This is a genomic window from Alcaligenes sp. Me129, assembly GCF_050487245.1.
Taxonomy (GTDB): Bacteria; Pseudomonadota; Gammaproteobacteria; order Burkholderiales; family Burkholderiaceae_B; genus Alcaligenes; species Alcaligenes phenolicus.
The window spans coordinates 1-21,620 of record NZ_JBKQGX010000007.1; the positions used below are offsets into that span (position 1 = coordinate 1).

Annotated in this window: 15 protein-coding genes; 9 read left to right on the forward strand and 6 right to left on the reverse strand. The window is 56.2% G+C overall.

What is annotated here, in order from left to right; all coding sequences use genetic code 11:
- The 6 genes from ACLPGZ_RS08995 to ACLPGZ_RS09020 form a co-directional block, all read right to left on the reverse strand.
- The coding region (locus ACLPGZ_RS08995; protein ID WP_429641139.1) for a retention module-containing protein at positions 1 to 2,186 on the reverse strand (2,186 nt) is incomplete at its 3' end.
- 175 nt (positions 2,187 to 2,361) lie between these two features.
- Complete coding sequence (locus ACLPGZ_RS09000) at positions 2,362 to 2,976, reverse strand: response regulator transcription factor (protein ID WP_035269588.1); 615 nt, start codon at positions 2,974 to 2,976, stop codon at positions 2,362 to 2,364.
- Positions 2,977 to 3,084: 108 nt separating this feature from the next.
- Complete coding sequence (locus ACLPGZ_RS09005; protein ID WP_230940577.1) at positions 3,085 to 4,371, reverse strand: HlyD family type I secretion periplasmic adaptor subunit; 1,287 nt, start codon at positions 4,369 to 4,371, stop codon at positions 3,085 to 3,087.
- 71 nt (positions 4,372 to 4,442) lie between these two features.
- Positions 4,443 to 6,626 carry a type I secretion system permease/ATPase gene (locus ACLPGZ_RS09010; protein WP_343212381.1) on the reverse strand — a complete coding sequence of 728 codons (2,184 nt, stop codon included), beginning with the start codon at positions 6,624 to 6,626 and terminating at the stop codon, positions 4,443 to 4,445.
- Complete coding sequence (locus ACLPGZ_RS09015; protein WP_022983326.1) at positions 6,610 to 6,831, reverse strand: hypothetical protein; 222 nt, start codon at positions 6,829 to 6,831, stop codon at positions 6,610 to 6,612. Before ACLPGZ_RS09015 ends, ACLPGZ_RS09010 begins: the two co-directional genes overlap by 17 nt.
- Before the next feature lie 43 nt (positions 6,832 to 6,874).
- Positions 6,875 to 8,392, reverse strand: a complete 1,518-nt coding sequence (locus ACLPGZ_RS09020) for a TolC family outer membrane protein (protein ID WP_080747981.1) — start codon at positions 8,390 to 8,392, stop codon at positions 6,875 to 6,877.
- Positions 8,393 to 9,241: 849 nt separating this feature from the next.
- On the opposite strand from ACLPGZ_RS09020, the gene ACLPGZ_RS09025 reads away from it, so the two are divergent.
- The 9 genes from ACLPGZ_RS09025 (at position 9,242) to ACLPGZ_RS09065 (ending at position 21,472) form a co-directional block, all read left to right on the forward strand.
- Positions 9,242 to 10,669, forward strand: coding sequence for an NAD-dependent succinate-semialdehyde dehydrogenase (locus ACLPGZ_RS09025; protein WP_083055327.1), 1,428 nt, complete (start codon positions 9,242 to 9,244; stop codon positions 10,667 to 10,669).
- 106 nt (positions 10,670 to 10,775) lie between these two features.
- Positions 10,776 to 11,429 carry a TetR/AcrR family transcriptional regulator gene (locus ACLPGZ_RS09030; RefSeq protein WP_239054898.1) on the forward strand — a complete coding sequence of 218 codons (654 nt, stop codon included), beginning with the start codon at positions 10,776 to 10,778 and terminating at the stop codon, positions 11,427 to 11,429.
- A gap of 212 nt (positions 11,430 to 11,641) precedes the next feature.
- Positions 11,642 to 13,987 carry an acyl-CoA dehydrogenase gene (locus tag ACLPGZ_RS09035; RefSeq protein WP_026484842.1) on the forward strand — a complete coding sequence of 782 codons (2,346 nt, stop codon included), beginning with the start codon at positions 11,642 to 11,644 and terminating at the stop codon, positions 13,985 to 13,987.
- Positions 13,984 to 15,279, forward strand: a complete 1,296-nt coding sequence (locus ACLPGZ_RS09040) for an acetyl-CoA C-acetyltransferase (protein ID WP_060185534.1) — start codon at positions 13,984 to 13,986, stop codon at positions 15,277 to 15,279. The genes ACLPGZ_RS09035 and ACLPGZ_RS09040 overlap by 4 nt, the downstream gene beginning before the upstream one ends.
- Positions 15,276 to 17,219 carry a 3-hydroxyacyl-CoA dehydrogenase NAD-binding domain-containing protein gene (locus ACLPGZ_RS09045; protein WP_060185535.1) on the forward strand — a complete coding sequence of 648 codons (1,944 nt, stop codon included), beginning with the start codon at positions 15,276 to 15,278 and terminating at the stop codon, positions 17,217 to 17,219. The genes ACLPGZ_RS09040 and ACLPGZ_RS09045 overlap by 4 nt, the downstream gene beginning before the upstream one ends.
- Positions 17,220 to 17,344: 125 nt before the next feature.
- Positions 17,345 to 18,664 carry an OmpP1/FadL family transporter gene (locus tag ACLPGZ_RS09050; protein ID WP_060185536.1) on the forward strand — a complete coding sequence of 440 codons (1,320 nt, stop codon included), beginning with the start codon at positions 17,345 to 17,347 and terminating at the stop codon, positions 18,662 to 18,664.
- A 9-nt stretch (positions 18,665 to 18,673) separates the two neighbouring features.
- A complete protein-coding gene (locus ACLPGZ_RS09055; protein ID WP_026484839.1) occupies positions 18,674 to 19,192 on the forward strand; it encodes a DUF4442 domain-containing protein in 519 nt (172 codons plus the stop codon).
- A 19-nt stretch (positions 19,193 to 19,211) separates the two neighbouring features.
- Entirely contained in the window at positions 19,212 to 19,784 is a 573-nt protein-coding gene (locus tag ACLPGZ_RS09060) for a chalcone isomerase family protein (RefSeq protein WP_060185537.1), read from the forward strand.
- 23 nt (positions 19,785 to 19,807) lie between these two features.
- Complete coding sequence (locus tag ACLPGZ_RS09065; RefSeq protein ID WP_239054899.1) at positions 19,808 to 21,472, forward strand: AMP-binding protein; 1,665 nt, start codon at positions 19,808 to 19,810, stop codon at positions 21,470 to 21,472.
- The last annotated feature ends 148 nt before the right edge of the window (positions 21,473 to 21,620 follow it).

Here is a 21,620-nt window from a genome sequence, read left to right on the forward strand (position 1 = left end):
AGCGTGATCGTGTAGGTGATCTCACCACCCTCAGCCACACTATCTGTATTCGCTGTCAGGGTCGCGGTCACAGTATCGATCGTATCTACCACTTTCGCTGTCGCTGCATCACCCAGCGTTAGATTCTCAAACGCTGCACCATCGGCGGCCTGCGCACCCTCCAGCGCCACGCTCAGGTCTGCACCGTCCTGGTAGACGTCATCACCTTGCGCTGGACGTGTGTAAGTCACTTCCGTCGTATTGGCCTTGATCGTTACGGTCTGGCCACCATCCAATGTGACCACCACATCACGACCCACGGCTTTGTCGATGCTGACCGTAAAGGTCTGAGGTTCGTTCTCCTTGAACTCTTCCTTGTCGGCCTTGATGCTGATCGTGATCGCATCACCTTGGTTACCAGGATTATCAGGATCAACCGGACCGCCAGGCGTACCAGGCTCATCGGTCACAGCAACCGTCGGTGTACCCGCAGTTTCCAGCTTCTCAAATGCCACGCCACCTGCCATCGTGGGCTCACCAACAATGCTGTTCTCAATGGTTGGCTGACCACCTATAAACTCATCATCCGCCACAGGCACTTTTACCGAACCCGTAGTCTCTCCTGCCTTGATGACAATCTCTTCACCATTGGCCAGCTTGAACGTCAACTCACCATGCTGATCCATCGGTGCGCCAGCTGCGTTGCTCAGCGTGATCGTGTAGGTGATCTCACCACCCTCAGCCACACTATCTGTATTCGCTGTCAGGGTCGCGGTCACAGTATCAACATCATCTTTAACCGTAGTCGTTGTCGTGCTGCTGGTGTCCAGACTCTCGTAGTTACCACCCTCTGTGCCTGTAATGCCCACCGTCACAGGCTCGTCACCTTGCTGGTATGCATCATCATCGCGTGGCGTGATCGTCACTTTACCTTCGCTGCTGCCCACTAAAATCGTGATCGTTTTACCGTTATCCAGTTGAATTACCAGGTCCTCACCCGTGACCGGATTATCGACGCGCGCAACAATATCGTACTCTTTGCCTTCGACAACATCAGTTGGCGACTCCAGCGTGATCGTGGTTTTGTCGCTGTCGTCTTTAACCGTCGTCGTCGTGGTACTCGTGGTATCCAGATCTTCGTAGTTACCACCTGTCGTACCGGTGATGCCCACCTTCACAGGCTCGTCACCTTGTTTGTACGCATCATCATCACGCGGTGTGATCGTGACTTTACCTTCGCTGCCACCCACTGGAATCGTGATCGTTTTACCGTTATCCAGTTGAATTACCAGGTCTTCACCCGTGACCGGATTGTCTACGCGCGCCACGATCTCGTACTCTTTGCCTTCAACCATATCGCTTGGCGACTCCAGCGTGATCGTGGTCTTGTCGTTATCGTCTTTAACCGTCGTCGTCGTGGTGCTGCTGGTATCCAGGTTCTCGTAGTTACCACCCGTTGTACCGGTGATGCCTACAGTCTCTGGGCGGTCGCCCTGACGGTAGACATCATCCAAGTATGGGTTTTCAACTGTAATACGGCCTTCTGTGCTACCGACCGGAATAGTAATGGTGCCACCATTAGTCAAGAAAATAATCAAATCCTGACCTGTGACTGGCTGCCCCACACGGGCAACGATCTCGTATGGATCACCTTCCGTAATGTGATCTGGAGTCTCCAAAGTAATGGCTGTAGTTCCAGTCACCAATGTTGGATCTTCATCACCACCGGAATATCCACCCAGACGCACGTTTTCAACGGTAGGCACGCCAGGACGTGGGTATTCCAGGGCCAGAGGGCGTGTGGTTTCCACAATGCTGACCAGGCGGGTGAAGCTGCTGCCACCGCCTTCGCCGCCACCGGTCAATACGGCAGCGGTTGGGTCAAGTTGGGAGAATGGATCATCACCAGCTTCCAGGGCGGCCAACACAGCCGTAATTGCTAGATCGTTGGGGTTAGCCAGAGCGGCGGCTACGGGGTCCACATCGGTTTCTGCGATATCGCCGCTGACCAGGAAGGAGCGGTTATCGGAAATGGTCATCGATGGGCTACCAGGGATCTCAAGCTCGACGCTGGCACCGGTCTCGGTGATGATCTCGGCATTCACAGGGACGCGCATCCCTTCTTTGACAGCTACTTTGGAGCCATCGGCGGTACGAATCCATGCCGTACCTTCAACTCGTGTCACTAAAACAGTATCCAGTGCCATGACTGTCTGATTCCTAAAAAAAGACTGCCGCCAAGCAGCAGTCAGAAATGGACTTTCTTTGATCAGAGAATAGCGAGTTGGTCCGCTAGTCGATATTGGCGTCGCCGCCAGTTCGCTGTTTTATTTATTGTTATTGACCTTACTTAACAATACGAACGGGACGGCGAGCAGGGGTTTAGGCTATGCCGTGTACTTTTAGCGCCAACATCAAACGATCTGTTACATCCAGCTTTTCAAAAACCGCCTGCAGATGGGCGCGAACCGTTCTCTCGGTGATGCCCAGGTCCTTTGCGATCAGCTGATTGGAGTGGCCCAGCGAGGCGCGTTGCGCAACCTCGACTTCACGACTGGTCAGGGTGCTTTCCCAGCCCGCCTTGGGTTCCAGACGACGGGTAACGTCGCTAAGCAAACGGCTCAGCAAGGACTCCCCAACCCAAACCTGCCCACTAGCCACGTGGTCCAGCGCCTGCACCAGCAAAGGCGACGAGCTGTAGGCGTGAATGTAACCACGAGCCCCCAGGGCCAGTACGGCCTGACCTTCGCTATCCAAAGGACGTGGGCTGGCGACAATAATCTTCATGCCCTGCACAGCCTTGGACCATTGGGGATGATTCCACAAAGCCAGGGCACTATCGACCACCACCAGATCACGCTGCTGTTGTTTCCAACGCAATAAATCGTCCATGCCCTGCCCTCTGGCGGGCAGCCAGGTGACCGAATCCAGATGACGCCAATGCTGCCACAACGCCTCATCGGCAGTCAGAAATAAAACCGAATTTACTTGTCGCATACCGCTTTTCCCTTACTGGTAACACGAGCTATATGCCATCAGCTCTTGGTCTGACTCGGGTGTTACACCTCTATCGTCAGCGCTACTCCCCCAACGGACCAATCAGCCTTAACGCTCTCTGAATGCGTTGGATCTGGCCCTGAGAATAGGTTTGAGTAAGTACTGCATAACAGTCCGCTTGCCAGTCATGATGTGCACTTCGGCCACCATACCGGGCAAGATTGGACGGTTATCGTCACCGACATACACCGTGTCCGTACGTACTTTAGCTATATAGAATGAATTGCCTTTTTCATCGGTAATGGTGTCGGCACTGGTCTGTTCCAGCACACCGGGCAAGCCGCCATAAACAGCAAAGTCATAGGCGGTGAATTTGACCTCGGCAGTCTGGCCTGAGTGCAGAAACCCGATATCACGCGGATTAATACGCACCTCCAACAGCAGGGTGTCGTCAGTAGGCACGATTTCCAGAATGTCTTTACCGGGCTGCACCACACCGCCGACCGTATTGGCAGACAGGGTCTTGATGGTGCCGCGCACGGGCGAGCGCACTTCAGCCAGGCGCACACGGTCGGCCAGGGCACGTTGGCCTTGCTCCAGGGAAGCCAGCTTGGCACGTGTTTCAGCCAGTTCGGTACGGGCCTGATTGCGGAAGGTAATTTCCACTTCACCAATCCGGTTCTGGGCTTCCTGAATCGAGGCCTGAATACGGCTGATCTGTGCCGTGGCTGCTTTTTGCTCACCGCAGTAACGAGCCACATCACGCTGCAGACGCAGCAAATCCACTTCGGACACCGCCCCGCTTTTGAGCAAAGGACGTGTCATTTGCAGTTCTTGCGAGGTCAGCCCGCAACTGGACGCGGCCTGATCACGATTGGCCTGCGTCTCACGCAATTCTTGTTGACGCTGGTTCAGCTGTTCCTGAGCCACCGAAATATTGGAGCGCAGCTCTTCGGTACGAGCCTGCCAGACGCGGCGTTCCATTTCTGCCAGATCAGGGGCTTTTTCCAGCACTTCACTGGGCATATCAAAGGGCTGATCGGCAGCAATCGCTTCCAGTCGAGCTGCCTTGGCCATCAAGGACAAGGACTCGGCTTCGTTCTCGCCCAAGGAGGACGAGGCACGGGTAGGATCGATACGCAACAGCACTTCGCCCGCTTCCACGGACTGGCCAGGGCGTACCAGAATTTCTTCCACCACACCGCCGTCCAGACTTTGCACAATCTGGACCTGGCGAGATGGCACAACCTTGCCCTCGCCACGCACCACTTCATCAATGCTGGCAAAACTGGCCCAGACAATCAGCAGGCTGATGGCCAGCAAGGTCAACCAGATCAGCAGCGTGGAACCCCGTACATCTTGGTAACGAGCCGTCCACGATGCGTTTTTGAGCATATTGCTACCAGGAGGTGGGGAATTGGTGTCCTGGAGTTGCGCACGCACCCAATTGGTCAGGTTCTTTATTTTCATGCTGCACTCCGGGCCTTACCAATCTGCCCACTACGCAAGGCGGCAATGACCTGATCCTTAGGACCATCCGCCACAATACGCCCCATATCCATCACGATCAGGCGATCCACCAGCTCCAGCAAGGCGGTGCGGTGGGTCACCAGCACAACTGTCTTGCCCTCACATTCTTTATGCAGGCTGCGACGCAGGGCTGATTCGCTCTGGTTATCCATATTGCTGCTGGGTTCATCCAGCAACAGAATGGACGGGTTACCGATCAAGGCACGAGCCACAGCGATAGCCTGACGCTGACCACCCGAGAGGGATTCGCCGCGTTCGCCAATCATCATGTCGTAGCCATCAGGATGGCGTCGTGCGAAATCATCCACCCCGGCCTGACGAGCCGCTGCCAACATTTGATCGTCAGTTGCGTAAGGCGTGCCCATCAGCAAATTGTGTTTCAAAGTGCCATAGAACAGCGTGGGGTCCTGCGAGACATAGCCCATGGAGCGACGCACGTCTGCCGGGTCAATCTGCTGGCTATCAATTCCGTCCAGCACAACGGTGCCGCCCGTCGGTTTGTACAGCCCCAGGATCAGCTTGGACAAGGTGGTTTTGCCGGAGCCAATACGGCCGATAATCCCTATCTTCTCGCCAGCCTTCAAGGAAAAACTGACCTTATCCAGCACGTTCTGATTAGTGCCGGGATAGCTGAAACTAACGTTGCGGAACTCGATAGAGCCTTCCAGATAAGGGCGTGGCACAAAGTGACGCTCTTCAGGATGCTCTACCGGCATATTCATGTACGAATCCACCGAACCCAGGGAGGTACGGGCATTCTGATACTGCATCATCAAGCCAGCCACTTGCCCCAAAGGAGCCAGGCAACGGCCTGCAATCATGGAGGAAGCAATAATGCCCCCCATGGACAATTTGGTTTCCTGAACCAGATACACCCCGATAATCACCACGCTGATGGTGACCATCTGCTGTAGCATCTGCACCGTGTTCACGGTCAGGGTGGAAGTCATCTTGATGCGCGCACCCTGACGAGCCAGGTACTCGGTGGACTGCTCCCAATCGCGCTGCGCATTGCTTTGCGCATTCAGGACCTTCAAGGTTTCCATACCAGCCAGGGATTCGACCAGGCCGGCGTTACGCTGGGCAGCAGCCTGGAAGGTCTGTTTGGTCAGACGTTCCATACGTGCCTGAGCAAACCAGGAAATACCCAGGATGATCACAATGGCCACAACGGGCGGGATCAGCATCCAGGGCGAGATCCAGGCCAGCACAGCCAAAAACAGCAGCACAAATGGCAAATCGACCAGTGTCGTCAAACTGGCCGAAGCGATAAAGTCGCGCACCGATTCAAAAGAGCGCAGATTGGCAGCAAAAGAGCCCACCGACGGCGGTCGGTTCTCCATGCGCAAGTCCAGCACCCGCTCCATAATCCGCGCGGACAACTGAATATCCACCCGTTTGCTGGCAGCATCAACTACATAGGCTCGCACACTGGAGAGCACCATGTTCATGACCAGCACCAGCCCAATCCCAATCGACAGCACCCACAGGGTTTCAATCGCTTTGTTGGGAACCACCCGGTCGTACACGTTCATGGTGTAGAGCGGAATGGCCAGCGCAAACAGGTTGATCAGCAAGGCAGCGCCAATGGCGTCGCGATACAGACGCCAGTTTTGCACTACGGCTGTCCAGAACCAGTGTTTGCCCTTCATGGGGGCCACACCATCTTTGGCACGCGCTTCGACACGGAAATCCGGCTGCACCACGGCCAACAGCCCGGAGTACTGCGCTTGCAGATCTTCCAGGCTGATGTCGCTGGGGCTGCCACTTTCCGGGAAATGCACCCGGGCACGTTCTTCTTCCAGCCCCAGCAACACACATGCCCGGTTATTGTTCAGCAACAAAATAACCGGGAACAGATTGGTGTCGAGTTCGGTAAAGGCGCGACGCCATACTCGGGCCGTGCAATGACCACGCGCGGCCGCTCGACTGAGCAAGGCAGGCGTCAAACGCCCACGCTGCAAAGGCAAGCCTGCAGACAAGTGCTGCGGCGTGCAAGGATTACCGTGGATACGGGTAATCTCTGCCAGGCAGGTCAGAAGAGGATCATCATGTGTCAGATGAGGCGGGATACTGTATTGCCCGCTTGCTTGTGTCGTGCTGTCAGATGAGTGGTTCATCGTCATTAATCAAATCCAGCGAATCCCGCAGGCGTTGACGGGTACGTTTGCGCTCGTTCAATTTGGCCAAGGCCTGGGGAGGCAGATCAGTCATACGAAGCACACCGTTAGCAACCAGTGCGTCAATCAAATCCTCCAGCACTCGGATAAAACTGGCATCCGAGACTGAAAGCTCTTGTTTGTAGTCATCTTCGTTCTGACTCATACGTGCCTCCCTTCACTATCCAATAACGCCAAGAAGCAGCTACTTACAGCCCGGCTGGTTTCTCGCGCAGGACTGGCGGAGCCATACCGTCGCGGTAATCAACAGAAACCGGGGTCAGGTTGCTGGTATCTGGAACAGGCGTCATACATGCCTTGAATGCCTCTTCGGGGAAGTCCAGCTTGGCGGCTTCTTCAGGCTGCTCCGAGTAAGGCTGGGACAGGCCAACTGCCGACACCAGACGGTGCGACAAGGTCAACCAACGGTATTCGGCTTGTTGCAGGTCGTAAGTGGCATTGGCCAGAGCGCGACGCGCATCAAACAGTTCGTTTTCCGTATCCAGCAAGTCCAGCAAGGAGCGCTGACCGATCTGGAACTGCTGCATGTAAGCAACGCGAACCTTGGACGTAGCCAGTTCATGTTGTTTCAGGAATGGCAACTGAGCACGCAGGCGCTCGATGTTGTTCCAGGCCACGGCCAGATCCTGCTGTACGTTGCGGCAGGTGTAATCGCGCACGTCGCGGGCAGCGTACTGCTGAGCTGTGGTTTGACGGATGCGAGCAGCATCGGCACCACCACGGAACAGGTTGTACGACAGCATCAACTGCACGTTGCTACTTTGCGAGTTGCGGTATGCGGAACCGGGAGGATCATTCTTATCCTTGCCTGTCGCAGCACGGAATTCCAAAGTAGGCGACATGCGGCCTTGAGCCACGTGTTTGCCCGACTCAGCAGCTTGATACAAAGCCTGCTTAGCCAGAATCACGGGGCTGGTGCGCAAGGATGGCAAGAAGTCGGTGGTATTGGCAGGAATCGACTCGCTCAGGCTAGGGGCCGCTTGCATGACTTCAGGAGCAGCCACACCCACGATGCGACGGTAGCGTTGCAGCACGTCGTTCAGGTTGCCGGCCTCGGTCATCATGTTGCTTTGAGCCAGGGACTGGCGGCCATAAGCTTGTTCCAGGTCCACACCACGGCCCACGCCGGATGCCGAACGTTCCTGAATCTGGCTCAGGATGTTCATGTGCATGCCGTAGTTTTCACGGGCCAGCTTTTCCATTTCGCGGTAACGCAGCACATCAATGTGCGCGTTGGCCGCTTCCAAAGCCAGAGAATCTACCGAAGCCAGCAGCTCGTAGTAGGTAGCCAGTTTTTCGTAACCCAACTGACGAACCTGGTTGATCGAGGAGAAACCATCAAAAATCAACTGACGCAGTTGCAGGCTGTAGCCGCTGCGGGACCAGTCGGTAGACGGAGCACCGGAGGTGCTGCCACGCCACTCTTTGCCAACCCAACCCTGTGCATTGACCTCGGGCAACAAGGCGCCACGGCCAACGTTCTGACCTTCAAGCGCAGACTGGAAATCCTGGAAGCGAGCGCCAAGTTCAGGATTGGACATAATTGCCCGCTCAATACTGTCCTTGAAGCTCAAGCTGTTTTCCTGCTGGGCAAGCGCTGGTTGCGCCAGCAGTAGCGCTGTCAGCAGCGCACTTACCGTTAGAGTTTTCTTACCACGCACGTCGGCCTCCGTAAGATCCTGTGCCGCGTTCGCAACAGACGTCATTACGTCAGCGTCGCAACGCATTGCCAGATCAAATTTAAGTACAAAAATGAAAGAAGAATGGGTTCGGTGTGTCGCTCAAACAAAGCGAAAGAAACACCACCCGAGGGCCCAACACCTATGTATTGCACATGGGCTTTACATCTAAGACTGGTAAGTACATCGCCAGCCGCAGCAGTATGTTCATAATGGACCGGGGCAAGACAAGGCGGAGCTACAGGCTTCTGACCTGTATTCTTGGAGCATAACCTTGTGTCTGATTGTGACTTTTTACGTGATGCATAGTGAAACTCATCACGTAGATCACGGGACAAATTGTATCTTAGATTACAAGGGGCTTCGTGGACGACAATGTTAAAAATGATAAATAGCCCGTGATAAAAAAGGCAACAATACACTGAAATTAAACGATTTCGGGCGATTAGGCGCTTAAGCAATAACTGTTGCGCTTATCCCACGTGGCGCGATCGTTGGTAATAATCTACAAAAAACTTTCACCTTAATAAGCATTTAGGTTACATCAAGATAAATCCAGGTTATCACCAGGTGATAAAAATATTTTCATCGTTAAAAATATAACAATCGCTCACATTAAGAATGCTGCACTTGTAACGATTTCTTATTGCAGCTTGATGTCGGTTTTCATCTCTTTGTCAGGCCTTCAAAAAGAGATATGAAATCAAAAACTTATAACGGTTTCTTGAAGGGCTCCCTGTTTCGCGCCCGTTTGTAGCTTCTCTGAACAATCCGTTGCTGCAATATCCGCCGCCCACGCTTGTCCCGTTTCTGCTCGCCCGATACCATCGAACGGTACGTATTTAGTTAGCAACACAGACAACTTGGAGGCCGCTCATGTATCAACACCTGGCCCTGTATATCAATGGTCAATTTCTGGATGGACAAGGTCGCCAGACCCAGGCCGTCATCAATCCTGCCAATGGCAGCACCTTGGGCCAACTGCCGCTGGCATCCCAGGCGGATCTGGACGCGGCTCTGAACGCCGCCCAGGACGCGTTCAAAAGCTGGCGTCACAGCTCGCCCATGGATCGCAGCGCGATCCTGCGCAAGGTCGCGGAACTGTCGCGTGAACGCGCCCAGGAAATTGGCCGCAATCTGACACTGGACCAAGGCAAGCCCTTGGCCGAGGCGGTAGGCGAAATCATGTCCTGCGCGGACCATGCGGATTGGCACGCCGAGGAGTGCCGCCGTATTTATGGCCGCGTCATCCCCGCCCGCAACCCCAAAGTGCAGCAAATGGTTCTGCGCGAGCCCATCGGGGTGTGCGCCGCCTTTACGCCCTGGAACTTTCCCTACAACCAGGCCATTCGCAAGATCTGCGCGGCTATCGGTGCTGGGTGCACGATTATTCTGAAAGGCCCCGAGGACTCCCCCAGTGCGGTCATGGCTATTGCCCAAGCCTTTCATGATGCGGGCCTGCCTCCGGGTGTACTAAATATTGTCTGGGGTGTGCCACAGGAGGTGTCGGACTACCTGATCCGCTCGCCCATCGTGCGTAAAGTCTCCTTTACCGGATCTGTACCTGTAGGCAAGCAACTGGCTGCACTGGCCGGTGCCCATATGAAACGCATCACCATGGAATTGGGCGGTCACTCGCCTGTGCTGGTCCTGCCTGATGCCGATGTAGCCCGCGCTGCTCGTCAGCTGGCTCGTTTCAAAATTCGTAATGCTGGTCAGGTGTGCATTTCGCCCACGCGTTTTTATATCCACGACGATATCTACACTGCATTTGTGGACCGTTTCACCGAAGAGCTGGCCAATGTAAAAGTGGGCGATGGTCTGGACCCGGATACGCAAATGGGGCCCTTGGCTCACGAGCGCCGCCTGCCCATGATGCAAAAGTTTGTCGACAACGCCCGCTCTCTGGGTGGCAAAGTGTTGCTGGGAGGAGAACAGATCAAGCGCGATGGTTTCTTTTTCTCGCCCACAGTGCTGACGGATTTGCCCGACGATGCACTGGTCATGACCGAGGAGCCATTTGGCCCCATCGCCCCCTTGACGCGCTACAGCGATCTGGACGATGCCATCGCCCGTGCCAACAGCCTGCCCTACGGTTTGTCGGCCTATGCCTTTACACAATCCTTGCAAGACGCGCATCGACTGGGTACCGAACTGGAATCCGGTATGGTCAATATCAATCACTTCGGCAGTTCCCTGCCCGAGACTCCGTTTGGCGGCGTCAAGGACAGCGGCATTGGCAGCGAAGGCGGTGCCGAAACCTTTGACGGATACTTAGTCACCAAATTTGTGACCCAGATCTAAGACTGGCTCCTGGCCCCGCTTTGCGGGGCTAGGGTGAACCCCTACTGTACTAACTGCGCATTCCCGTTACATTATTCAAACACTCGTTTGAAATTAGGAAATAACGGTGAAACGCTCTGATCGGACACAGTCCGCCATTCTCGATGCAGCCGAATATCTTTTCGCGCTGTATGGCCACGAAAATACCTCCATGCGCCAGATTACGGCGCAAGCCAAGGTGAACCTGTCGGCTGTCAATTATCACTTTGGCAGTAAAGACGGACTGACACAGGCCGTGTTCCAGCGCCGCCTGAACAGCATCAATCAAGAGCGCCTGGAAAAACTGGCGTTTTATCGCCAGCAAGCCGGTGAAGGTCCGTTGAAAGCATCCCAGGTGGTGGATGCCTTTTTTGGCCCACTGATCCGCCTGGCAGGTTCAGGCAACGGCGCCCCACGCTCGTTCATTCCTTTGCCGGGGCAGGACCGCCCGGCGCCGCAGGATTTCATTCAGTCCATCTGTTGGGACGAACAAGTCGCCATCTTCCTGCCCTTCAAGCAGGCTTTGCATGAAGCTCTGCCTACCGTGCCTGAAGAAGAAATCATCTGGCGATTCCATTTCATGCTGGGTGCCACCTCTTATGCCTTGATGGGCACCCAATCACTGCGTCGGGCTTTGCAATTACCCCTTAGCGACAGCCCGGAAAGTGAGCAACAACTGCAACAGCGCTTGATGAGTTTCCTGCTGGGTGGATTACGAGCTCCTTTACCCGCCAGCACCTGAGCTGAACGGCCCTGACCACCAAGCTACACCACGGTGAACCGCGCCCCTCTCTTAGGGGCAGCAAGTCGAAGGTGCAGCATGAGGGGGTTTTACCGCCGGGCCGCTCCCAAAGCTCGGCGCCCCCGGTAAAAAGTGCCCCCTCGGGGGCAACAAGCCGAAGGCGCAGCGTGGGGGCCTTCTTCTTTTTTTTTCTGAGCTAGTCCGGAGTTGCTATGTTTGTGACCTTGCTATTGATAGTGCTAGTGCTTGGCTGCGTCTACGTTCTCAAAAACCGGAATCTACGCACCAAGTGGCTAAGCCGCCCAATCTACCGCGCCTTTTCCAGCGTTCTGCCTGCCATGTCCCAAACCGAGCGCGATGCGCTGGAAGCAGGTACGGTCTGGTGGGAAAGTGAGCTGTTTCGCGGCAAACCCAACTGGAATACCCTGAGCTCTTATCCGGCCTACCGGCTCACCGATGAAGAGCGCCAGTTCATGGACAATGAAGTCAATGTGGCTTGCGCCATGATTGACGACTGGCAAGTCAGCCAGGAAGACTTCGACATGCCTGCCGAGGTCTGGAACTACCTGAAAGAAAACCGCTTCTTCAGCCTGATTATTCCCAAGGAATACGGCGGTCGCGGTTTTTCGGCGCAAGCGCACTCGGCGGTTGTCGCCAAGCTCTCCACCCGTAACTCGGCCTTGTCCGTCTCGGTCATGGTGCCCAACTCGCTGGGCCCGGCAGAACTGCTGCTGCACTACGGTACCGACGAGCAGAAACAACACTATCTGCCCCGCTTGGCTGATGGCCGTGACATCCCCGCTTTCGCACTGACCAGCCCTTGGGCCGGTTCGGACGCCGCCTCCATTCCTGACGTAGGGATTGTCTGCAAAGGCGAATGGGAAGGTCAGGAAGTGCTGGGCATGCGCGTCACCTGGGACAAACGCTACATCACCCTGGCTCCGGTTTGCACCTTGTTGGGTCTGGCCTTCCGCCTATATGACCCGGACGGTTTGCTGGGTGGCGAAAAAGACATTGGCATTACCTGCGCCCTGGTTCCAAGCGACCACCCCGGCGTGGACACTGGCCGTCGTCACTTCCCCTTGAACGCCATGTTCATGAACGGCCCCACCCGTGGCAAAGACGTGTTCATGCCGCTGGAGTTCATCATTGGTGGCCCCGCCATGGCTGGCCAGGGCTGGCGCATGTTGATGGAATGTCTGGCTGCTGGCCGCTCCATCTCTTTACCCTCCTCCTTTACTGGCATGGCCAAACTGACCAGCCGCGCCGTGGGCGGTTACTCCGCCGTCCGTACCCAGTTCCGCAGCGCCATCAGTAAATTTGAAGGTGTGGAAGAAGCACTGGCTCGCATTGCCGGCCATACCTATGCGATGGATGCCGCCCGCACCATGACGGCTGCTGCCGTGGACCTGGGCGAGAAACCTTCTGTCGTCTCGGCCATCGTCAAATACCACGTCACCGAGCGTGGTCGCATTGTGGTGAACGACGGTATGGATGTGATTGGTGGTAAAGGCATTTGCCTTGGCCCCTCCAACTTCCTGGGCCGGGCTTACCAGCAAATTCCCGTCGGCATTACGGTGGAAGGCGCCAATATTCTGACGCGCAGCCTGATCATCTTTGGCCAAGGCGCGATTCGTTGCCATCCTTTCATTCTGGAAGAGATGACAGCTGCACTGAACCCTGACCGCGAAGCCGGTTTGCGTAAATTTGACCAGGCTTTCTGGGCACACATCCGCTACACACTGGCCAATACAGGCCGCTCCTTCTGGCTGGGCCTGGGTGGCTGGCGCTTGCTAAGTGGCCCTACCGGCACCTCCAAGGCCATGCACACCTACTACAGCCAGGCCAGCCGTTACAGTGCCGCCTTCTCCTTGCTGGCCGACGCGTCCATGCTGGTGCTGGGTGGTTCGCTGAAAATGCGTGAGCGTCTGTCCTCGCGTCTGGGCGATGTGTTGTCCGAGCTGTACATGCTAAGCGCCGTGCTCAAACGTTACCAGGACGAAGGCCGCCAGCAAGAAGATGCGCCTTTGGCTCACTGGGCGGCTCAAGACGCCTTGATGCGCGCTCAACATGCGCTGGACAAAGTACTGGAGAACTTCCCGAACCGTCCTTTGGCGGCCGTGCTGCGCTTCCTGGTCTTCCCTCTGGGTCTGCGCCGTCTGGGCCCTGATGACAAGCTGGACCACACTGTTGCCAAACTGTTGACCAAGCCCGGTGCCACTCGAGATCGCCTGACTTACGACACCTACTTGCCTGACGACGATATGGAACCCGTCGGTGCGATTGAAGCGGCCCTGCTGGCTTCGCTGAACACCCGCGATATTGACGCCAAAATCCGTCAGTTCGAGAAAAGCGGTCAATTGCAGGACAACCCCAAAGCCAATGTACGCGATCTGGCCGAAGCCGTCTTTCAGGCCGGTGGCATCACGGCTCAGGAATACGAGCAAATCCAGGCCCGCGACATCGTGCGCGATCGGGTTATTGCCGTTGATGATTTCCCCTTCGATTTGCGTCGGGAAAATCCTGCCGCTGAAGCCGCCAGTGGGAGCCAAGCATGAGTTTTCAACCGGTCTATATTATTGACGGCGCACGCAGCCCGTTTCTGAAAGCGCGCAATGCGCCCGGCCCCTTCTCTGCTGGAGATCTGGCCGTGCAAACGGGTCGCGAGCTGTTGCTGCGCCAACCCTTTGAGGCCCCGCAGCTAAGCGAGGTCATCTTGGGTTGCGCCGCCCCCTCGCCCGATGAAACCAATATCGGCCGGGTTCTGGGTCTGCGTCTGGGCACAGGTCACAAAGTGCCGGGCTGGACCGTGATGCGTAACTGCGCCTCGGGTATGCAGGCACTGGACTCGGGCGTACAGGCCATTCAAACCGGCCGCTCGGATCTGGTGCTGGCCGGTGGCGTAGATGCGCTGTCTCACGCCCCCATCCTGTTCAGCGACGACATGGTGCGCTGGCTGGCCACCTGGGGCAAAGCGCGTAGCCTGGGCGCACGCCTGAAAGCGCTGCGCAGTCTGCGTCTGTCCTATCTGAAACCAGTCATCGGTCTGCTTAAAGGGCTGACTGATCCCGTCGTTGGCCTGTCCATGGGGCAGACCGCTGAAATTCTGGCGCACGAGTTTGGTATCAGCCGTCAGGATATGGACGAGTTTGCGGCCCGCAGTCACCGTCTGGCTTTGCGTGCTCAACAAGAAAACGCTTTTGAAGAAATCGTGCCGTTAAGCGACACGCGCGGTAATAACTACCCACAAGATGATGGCGTACGCGAAGACTCCACGCCCGAGAAGCTGGCCAAGCTGCGCCCAGTCTTTGATCCGCCTTGGGGCAATATCACGGCCGGCAACAGCTCCCAAGTGACCGATGGCGCTGCCCTGCTGATTCTGGCCAGCGAAGCCGCCGTCAAGGAACATCAGCTCAAACCCATTGGCCGCATTGTGGATGCGCAATGGGCTGGCCTGGACCCGGCCACCATGGGCCTGGGCCCTGTTTTCGCCGCGACGCCTATTTTGGAGCGCAACCGTCTGGCCCTAAATGGCCCGGACTTGTGGGAAATCAACGAGGCTTTTGCAGCACAGGTACTAGCATGTCGTGCTGCATGGGACAACGAGGAGTGGTGCCAAAAGCATCTGGGTCGTGATGCTTTGGGTCTGCTGGATATGGACAAGCTCAATGTGGACGGCGGCGCCATTGCGATCGGCCACCCGGTGGGTGCCTCCGGAGCCCGAATTGTGCTGCATTGCTTGAATGCCCTGCGTCGTCGCAACTTGCGCTTGGGCATGGCCGCTATTTGTATTGGCGGCGGACAAGGCGGCGCCATGCTGATCGAATCGCTGCAAGGAACTGAATCATGATGCCCGTCGCTACCCTGGATTTGCAAAACTTCACGCTGTACACGGACGATCAGCAAATTGCCTGGCTGAAAATCGATTGCGTGGGCAGCTCGGTCAATAGACTCTCGGCAGCCGTTCTGCAGGAGCTGAACCAGGCGCTGGACTACCTGAGCAGTCATCCTCCTAAAGCACTGATTATTTACTCCGGCAAAGCTGCCGGTTTTGTAGCCGGTGCGGACATTGACGAGTTTTCGGAACACAACAACAACCCTGAAAAGGGCTTGGCACTGGTCACACGCGGCTGGACCGTCTTCAACAAGCTGGCCAAGCAGAGCTACCCCACGTTGGCGCTGGTGCAAGGCCACTGCCTGGGCGGTGGTCTGGAGCTGGCCCTGGCATGCCGTTATTGCCTGGCAGTAGATCAGGACGATACACGCCTGGCTCTGCCTGAAGTGATGCTGGGTATTTTTCCCGGTTGGGGCGGCATGTTGCGCCTGCCTGAATATATAGGCCCTGCCGCCGCCATGGACTTGATGCTGAGCGGCAAAAGCGTGGATGCTCGTAAGGCCGCCCGTCTGGGTATGGTCGATGCCTGCGTTCCCGTCCGTCTGGCCAAGCAAGCTGCTATCAAACAGGTGCTCAGTGGCAAGAAGCCGCGGCGCGCCAAGGGTCTGCCACGCCTGATGAATACCAAGCTGCTGCGCCCCCTGGTTGCTAATCAGGTACGCAAGCAGTTGGCAAAGCGCGATCCCTATCAGCACTATCAGGCGCCCCGTGCCATCCTGGAGATCTGGGAAAAGCACAACGGCAATGCCTTGAAGGCTCCCGAGCTGATCGAGCAAATCACCCGCTCGAACACCGCAGCCAATCTGCTGCGTGTCTTCCATTTGCAAGAGCGTCTGAAAAGCGTAGGCAAGCATTCGTCGACTCAGGAGATCAAGCATATTCACGTGGTCGGTGCGGGTGTCATGGGGGGCGATATTGCCGCCGTATGTGCGCTGAAAGGCATGCGTGTGACGCTGCAGGATCAGGACCGCAAGCGTATCGCCCAGGCTCAAGGTCGTGCCGCCAAGCTGTTCCAGCGCCGTCTCAAAGACCGCAGGCTGGTACAAGCCGCATTGGACCGATTGATCCCGGACCCGGACGGCCACGGCATCCCTTCGGCAGATCTGGTTCTGGAGGCCATCTTCGAGAACGCCGATGCCAAGCGCAGCCTGTACGCCACCATTGAGCCCTTGCTAAAGCCTGGTGCTGTGCTGGCAAGCAATACCTCCAGCCTGCCTTTATCCGAGCTCAGCCTGAACCTGATCAATCCGGAACGACTGGTAGGCATTCACTTCTTTAACCCGGTCTCTCGCATGCCCTTGGTTGAAGTGGTGGAAAGCGAGTTGCTGGCCCCGGAAGTGCGCAGCGTTGCCTACGCCTTTGTGAACCAGATTGGCAAGCTGCCCTTGCCCGTTAAAGACAGCCCCGGTTTTCTGGTCAATGCCGTGCTGGCTCCTTACATGCTGGAAGCCATGCTCTGCGTGGACGAGGGGCTGGACCCGGCCACCGTGGACAAAGCCATGCTGCAGTTCGGCATGCCGATGGGACCACTGGAATTAGCCGATACCGTAGGCCTGGATATTGCCCGTGATGCAGGTGCCCAATTAAGCCAGCAGGCGGCCATGCCAGCCTGCCTGAAAACCCATCTGGACCGCCAGGAACTGGGTCGCAAAACCGGCCAGGGTTTCTACACCTGGAAAGATGGCAAAGCCCAAAAATCTCCTGCGGGAACAGTCCCAAGCGGTCTGGCAGATCGCTTGATCAAACCACTGATCGAACAGACCGAACACCAGGTTCGCATCGGTGTTGTGGAGAACGACGATCTGGCCGATGCAGGCGTGATTTTCGGTACCGGCTTTGCGCCATTCAGAGGGGGTCCTCTGCATTACAAAGCAACACAAAAACAACGCAATTAGTTCGGATTGGCACAAATACCTATACGCCGATTGGCCTAGGTCATGCACCATAGAAAACAAACAGGTGTTTTAAAACCTGTCCCAAGCCTCTGTCAGACGTCGCACCTATACCTTGGAGAAGAGACATGAAAAAGACGGTTGTAGCTTTGCGTACCATCCCCGCCTTGCTGATTCCTCTGGGAATGAGCATGGGAATGGGTCAAGCCCATGCGGCTGGTTTTAACTTGCTCGAACAAAATGCGAGCGGCCTGGGCAATGCCTACGCAGGCTCGGCCGCCATTGGTGACAATGCCAGTACGATCTACTTCAACCCGGCTGGCATGACCTTGTTGCCCGAGACGAACTTCTCGGCCGGTTTTAACGCTATTAAACCTACCTTCAAGTTCTCCGATAAAGGCAGTACCGACCCCCTGGCCTTGACGGGTGGCGCCAGCCGTCCTGCCACCGGCGGTTCGGGTGGTGATGCCGGTAAAGTCGCCGCTGTTCCCAATATTTATCTGTCCCATCAGCTCTCGCCCAAGTGGTGGGTGGGTCTGGGTATTGGTGTCCCGTTCGGTCTGACAACTGAATACGACGAAGGCTGGATTGGCCGCTACCACTCCGAAAAATTCGCCATTGAAACCGTCAACGTCAACCCGTCGGTGGCTTACAAAGTCAACGATCAGTTGTCCTTCGGTGTGGGTGTGAACTGGCTGCACATTGATGCGGATTACCGTCTGGCGACCCCCGCTAACTATCACGCAGTACTGGGCCCACTGGACCTGGACACCCGCGTCAAGATGAAAGGCGACGCCTGGGGCTGGAACGCCGGTTTCCTGTACCAGATGACCCCAAGCACTCGTCTGGGTGTTTCCTATCGCTCACAAATCAAGGTCACGGCTGACGGCGACACCAAGCTGCGCAACCGCAACATTCCAACCGGCGCTCCCAACATCAACTGGGATGCCGAAGCCACCATCAAGCTGCCTGACACCGCCATTGTCAGCTTGGTGCACGACCTGAACTCGCGCTGGCAATTGCTGGCCGACGTGTCCTGGACCGGCTGGAGCAGCATCCCACGCCTGACCATTGAAAACAGCGGCCCCGGTGCCAAGGATTCCGGTCTGGAACTGAAATTCAAGGATGCATGGCGCGTCGCCCTGGGTGCGAACTACCACTACAACGAGCAGTGGACCTTCAAGGGTGGTATTGCTTGGGACCAATCCCCCGTTCGCGACAAGAACTACCGCCCAACCGCTCTGCCTGACAGCGATCGTTACTGGGTGTCCCTGGGTGCTCAGTATCGTGCCAGCAAGAATGCCACCTGGGATATCGGCTACACCCACTTGTTCCTGAAAAATACCGACATGAACAACAACACGGATCTGAAAGGTCGTGGTTTGACACGCGGTACTTATAAAAACAGTGGTGACATCCTGGGCGTGCAGTTCAGCTATCGCTTCTAAGGATGCACTATGGCCCGCAGTCGCCGCATGGAGCTGCTCGCACGCCTACCCCCCACATGGCGTGCGCGCTTTTTGCAGCTGGGCTTTAACTGGCACCCCGCCTTCCGGGCAACCGGCGGGCGGGTCCACAAAGTTTCAGCGAACTTGCAACACATCGTCGTACGCCTGCCATTGCGTCGTCGCACTCGCAACATCAATGGCTCTTTATTTGGCGGCTCCCTGTTTGCCATTACAGACGGCGTGCACGCCACCATGCTTCTGGCTGGGCTGCAACGCCATGTGATCGTCTGGGACAAGAATGCAGAGATTCAGTATCGCCGCCCCGGCTACCAAACTCTGTACGCCAATTTTCAAATCAATCCAGATGAACTGGACGCAATACGAGGACAGCTAGACCAATACCACGAGGCTGAAGCCACGTTTACCGTGCAGATCCAGGACCCCGAAGGCCAGATCTACACCACGGTGGAACGCACCATCTATATCGCCGACGCCCACTTCTACAAGCAGAAATCACAATCACGCTAATTTGCCGGAGGACCGCTTCATGTTTACCCCCCGCTGTGCCGCCCTGATTTTAAGTCTGTACCTGGGGCTACCCGCCGCCCAGGCCGCTACTGTTGCGAATGTCACCGTGCCAGACACGGTCACCGTCGAGCAGCAAAGCCTGAAACTGAATGGGGCAGGCCTGCGCAAGAAAGTTGTTTTTGATGTGTACGTCGCCGCCCTGTATACCGCTTCGCCTTCCCAGGATGCCGAGGCCATTATTCAATCCCCCGGACCACATCAGATCCGGCTGGTCCTCAAACGCGACCTGGATGCCCAAACCCTGATCGATGCCCTGAAAGACGGCATTCACAGCAACCTGACTGATCCTGAAAAACAAGAACTGGACCCTGTCATCAAGCAATTTGAAGACTTGATGCGCCAGGTGGGTGAAGCCAAGGAAGGCGACGTTGTGGTGCTGGACATGCACACCCCTCAGGTCAAGATCCTGTTCAACGACAAGACGCTGGGCGAGCTCTCTCACCCTGATCTGACCCCTGCTTTGTTGAAAATCTGGCTAGGCAAGAAGCCTGCCCAAGAATCGCTCAAAAAGGCCCTGCTGGGATTGTCTTGAACCTACACGCCTCGGAGCGCTTCATGGATAAAGTCTGGCTGCAGAACTACCCCGCCGGTATTCCTGCCACTATCGAAGATCAGGCCCAGCAGTACTCGTCCTTGCTGGATGTATTTGAACAAAGTTGTACCGACTTCGCGCAGCGCACTGCCTATATCAGCATGGGCAAACGCATGAGCTATCGCGAACTGTCGACCAATGCCTTGGCCCTGGCCAGCTGGCTGCAAAGCCAAGGCGTGAAAAAAGGCGACCGTGTCGCCCTGATGATGCCCAATATGCTGCAGTACCCCATCAGTCTGTATGGGGTGTTGCGCAGCGGGGCCACCATTATCAATACCAACCCGCTGTATACCGCCCGTGAACTGCGCCACCAGTTGCAAGACAGCGGCGCAGAAACCATCATCATTGCGGAGAACTTTGCCCACGTGCTGCAGGAAATCCTGCACGAAACACCCATCAAGCGAGTCATTGTGACCAGCGTGGGGGATTGTCTGGGCGGCTTCAAGGGCTGGCTGGTCAATCAAGTGGTGCGCCACATTAAAAAAGGTGTGCCTGCCTGGTCCTTGCCTGGCTCCGTCTCTTTCAAAGCCGTACTGGCACAGGGCCGAGGCCGGGCACCGGCCCCGGTCAAGCTGACCCACGATGATATTGCCTGCCTGCAATACACCGGGGGCACGACGGGCGTTGCAAAAGGAGCCATCCTGACCCATGGCAATCTGGTTTCAAACCTGAGCCAGGCCCTGTCCTGGATTCGCCCCTATTTGAAAGAAGGCCAGATCGACTGCGTTGTTACTGCCCTGCCGCTTTACCATATCTTCGCTTTCACCGCGAACCTGCTGGTGTTTCTGCGTCTGGGTGCGGAGAACCTCTTGATCATTAACGCGCGCGACATTCCCTCCATGATCAAGGACATGTCCAAGCTGCGTTTTACTGCCATTACGGGGGTGAACACGCTCTTTAATGCCATGCTGAACAATGCCGAGTTCCGCAAGCTGGATTTCTCCTCGCTGCGCTTTACATTGGGTGGCGGTATGGCAGTGCAGGAAGTGGTCGCCAAGCGCTGGCTGGAAGCGACCGGCAAACCCCTGGCCCAGGCTTATGGACTGACTGAAACTTCACCAGCAGCCACGATCAATCCGCTGGATAAAAAAGAGTTCACCGGCTCAATCGGGCTGCCCGTTCCTTCTACCGACATACGCATACGCGACGAAAACCAGAACGACCTGCCGTTGGGCGAAACGGGCGAGCTATGCATTCGTGGGCCGCAAGTTACTCCCGGCTACTGGCAACGTCCCGATGAAACCGCCAAGGTCTTTGATCGCGACGGCTTTTTACGCACGGGCGATATTGGCTATATGGACGAGCAAGGTTATGTCTTCCTGCTGGATCGCAAAAAAGACATGATTCTGGTCTCGGGCTTTAACGTCTACCCCAATGAGGTGGAAGCGGTCGCCGCCCAGCACCCGGATATTGTCGAGGCCGCCGCCGTCGGTGTACCGGATGAAAAAGCAGGCGAAATCGTCAAGCTCTATGTCATCAGCCGTAATCCCGAGCTGACGGAAAAAGACGTGATTGCCTTTTGCCGCAAGGAGCTGACCGGCTACAAGGCCCCACGTATTGTCGAATTCCGCGACGATCTGCCCCGCACCAATGTGGGCAAAATCCTGCGTCGGGAACTGCGTCCATAACACGTATTTCGCACGCGCTTAGACCAAGATGAAAGGGGCTTATGCCCCTTTTTCATTAACCGGAGTATTCATAAACAAATAAGAATCGGATCGTTCGTAGCCCTGATACCGCTCTTTAGAATGGGACAAACTATTTATATAAGCGAGT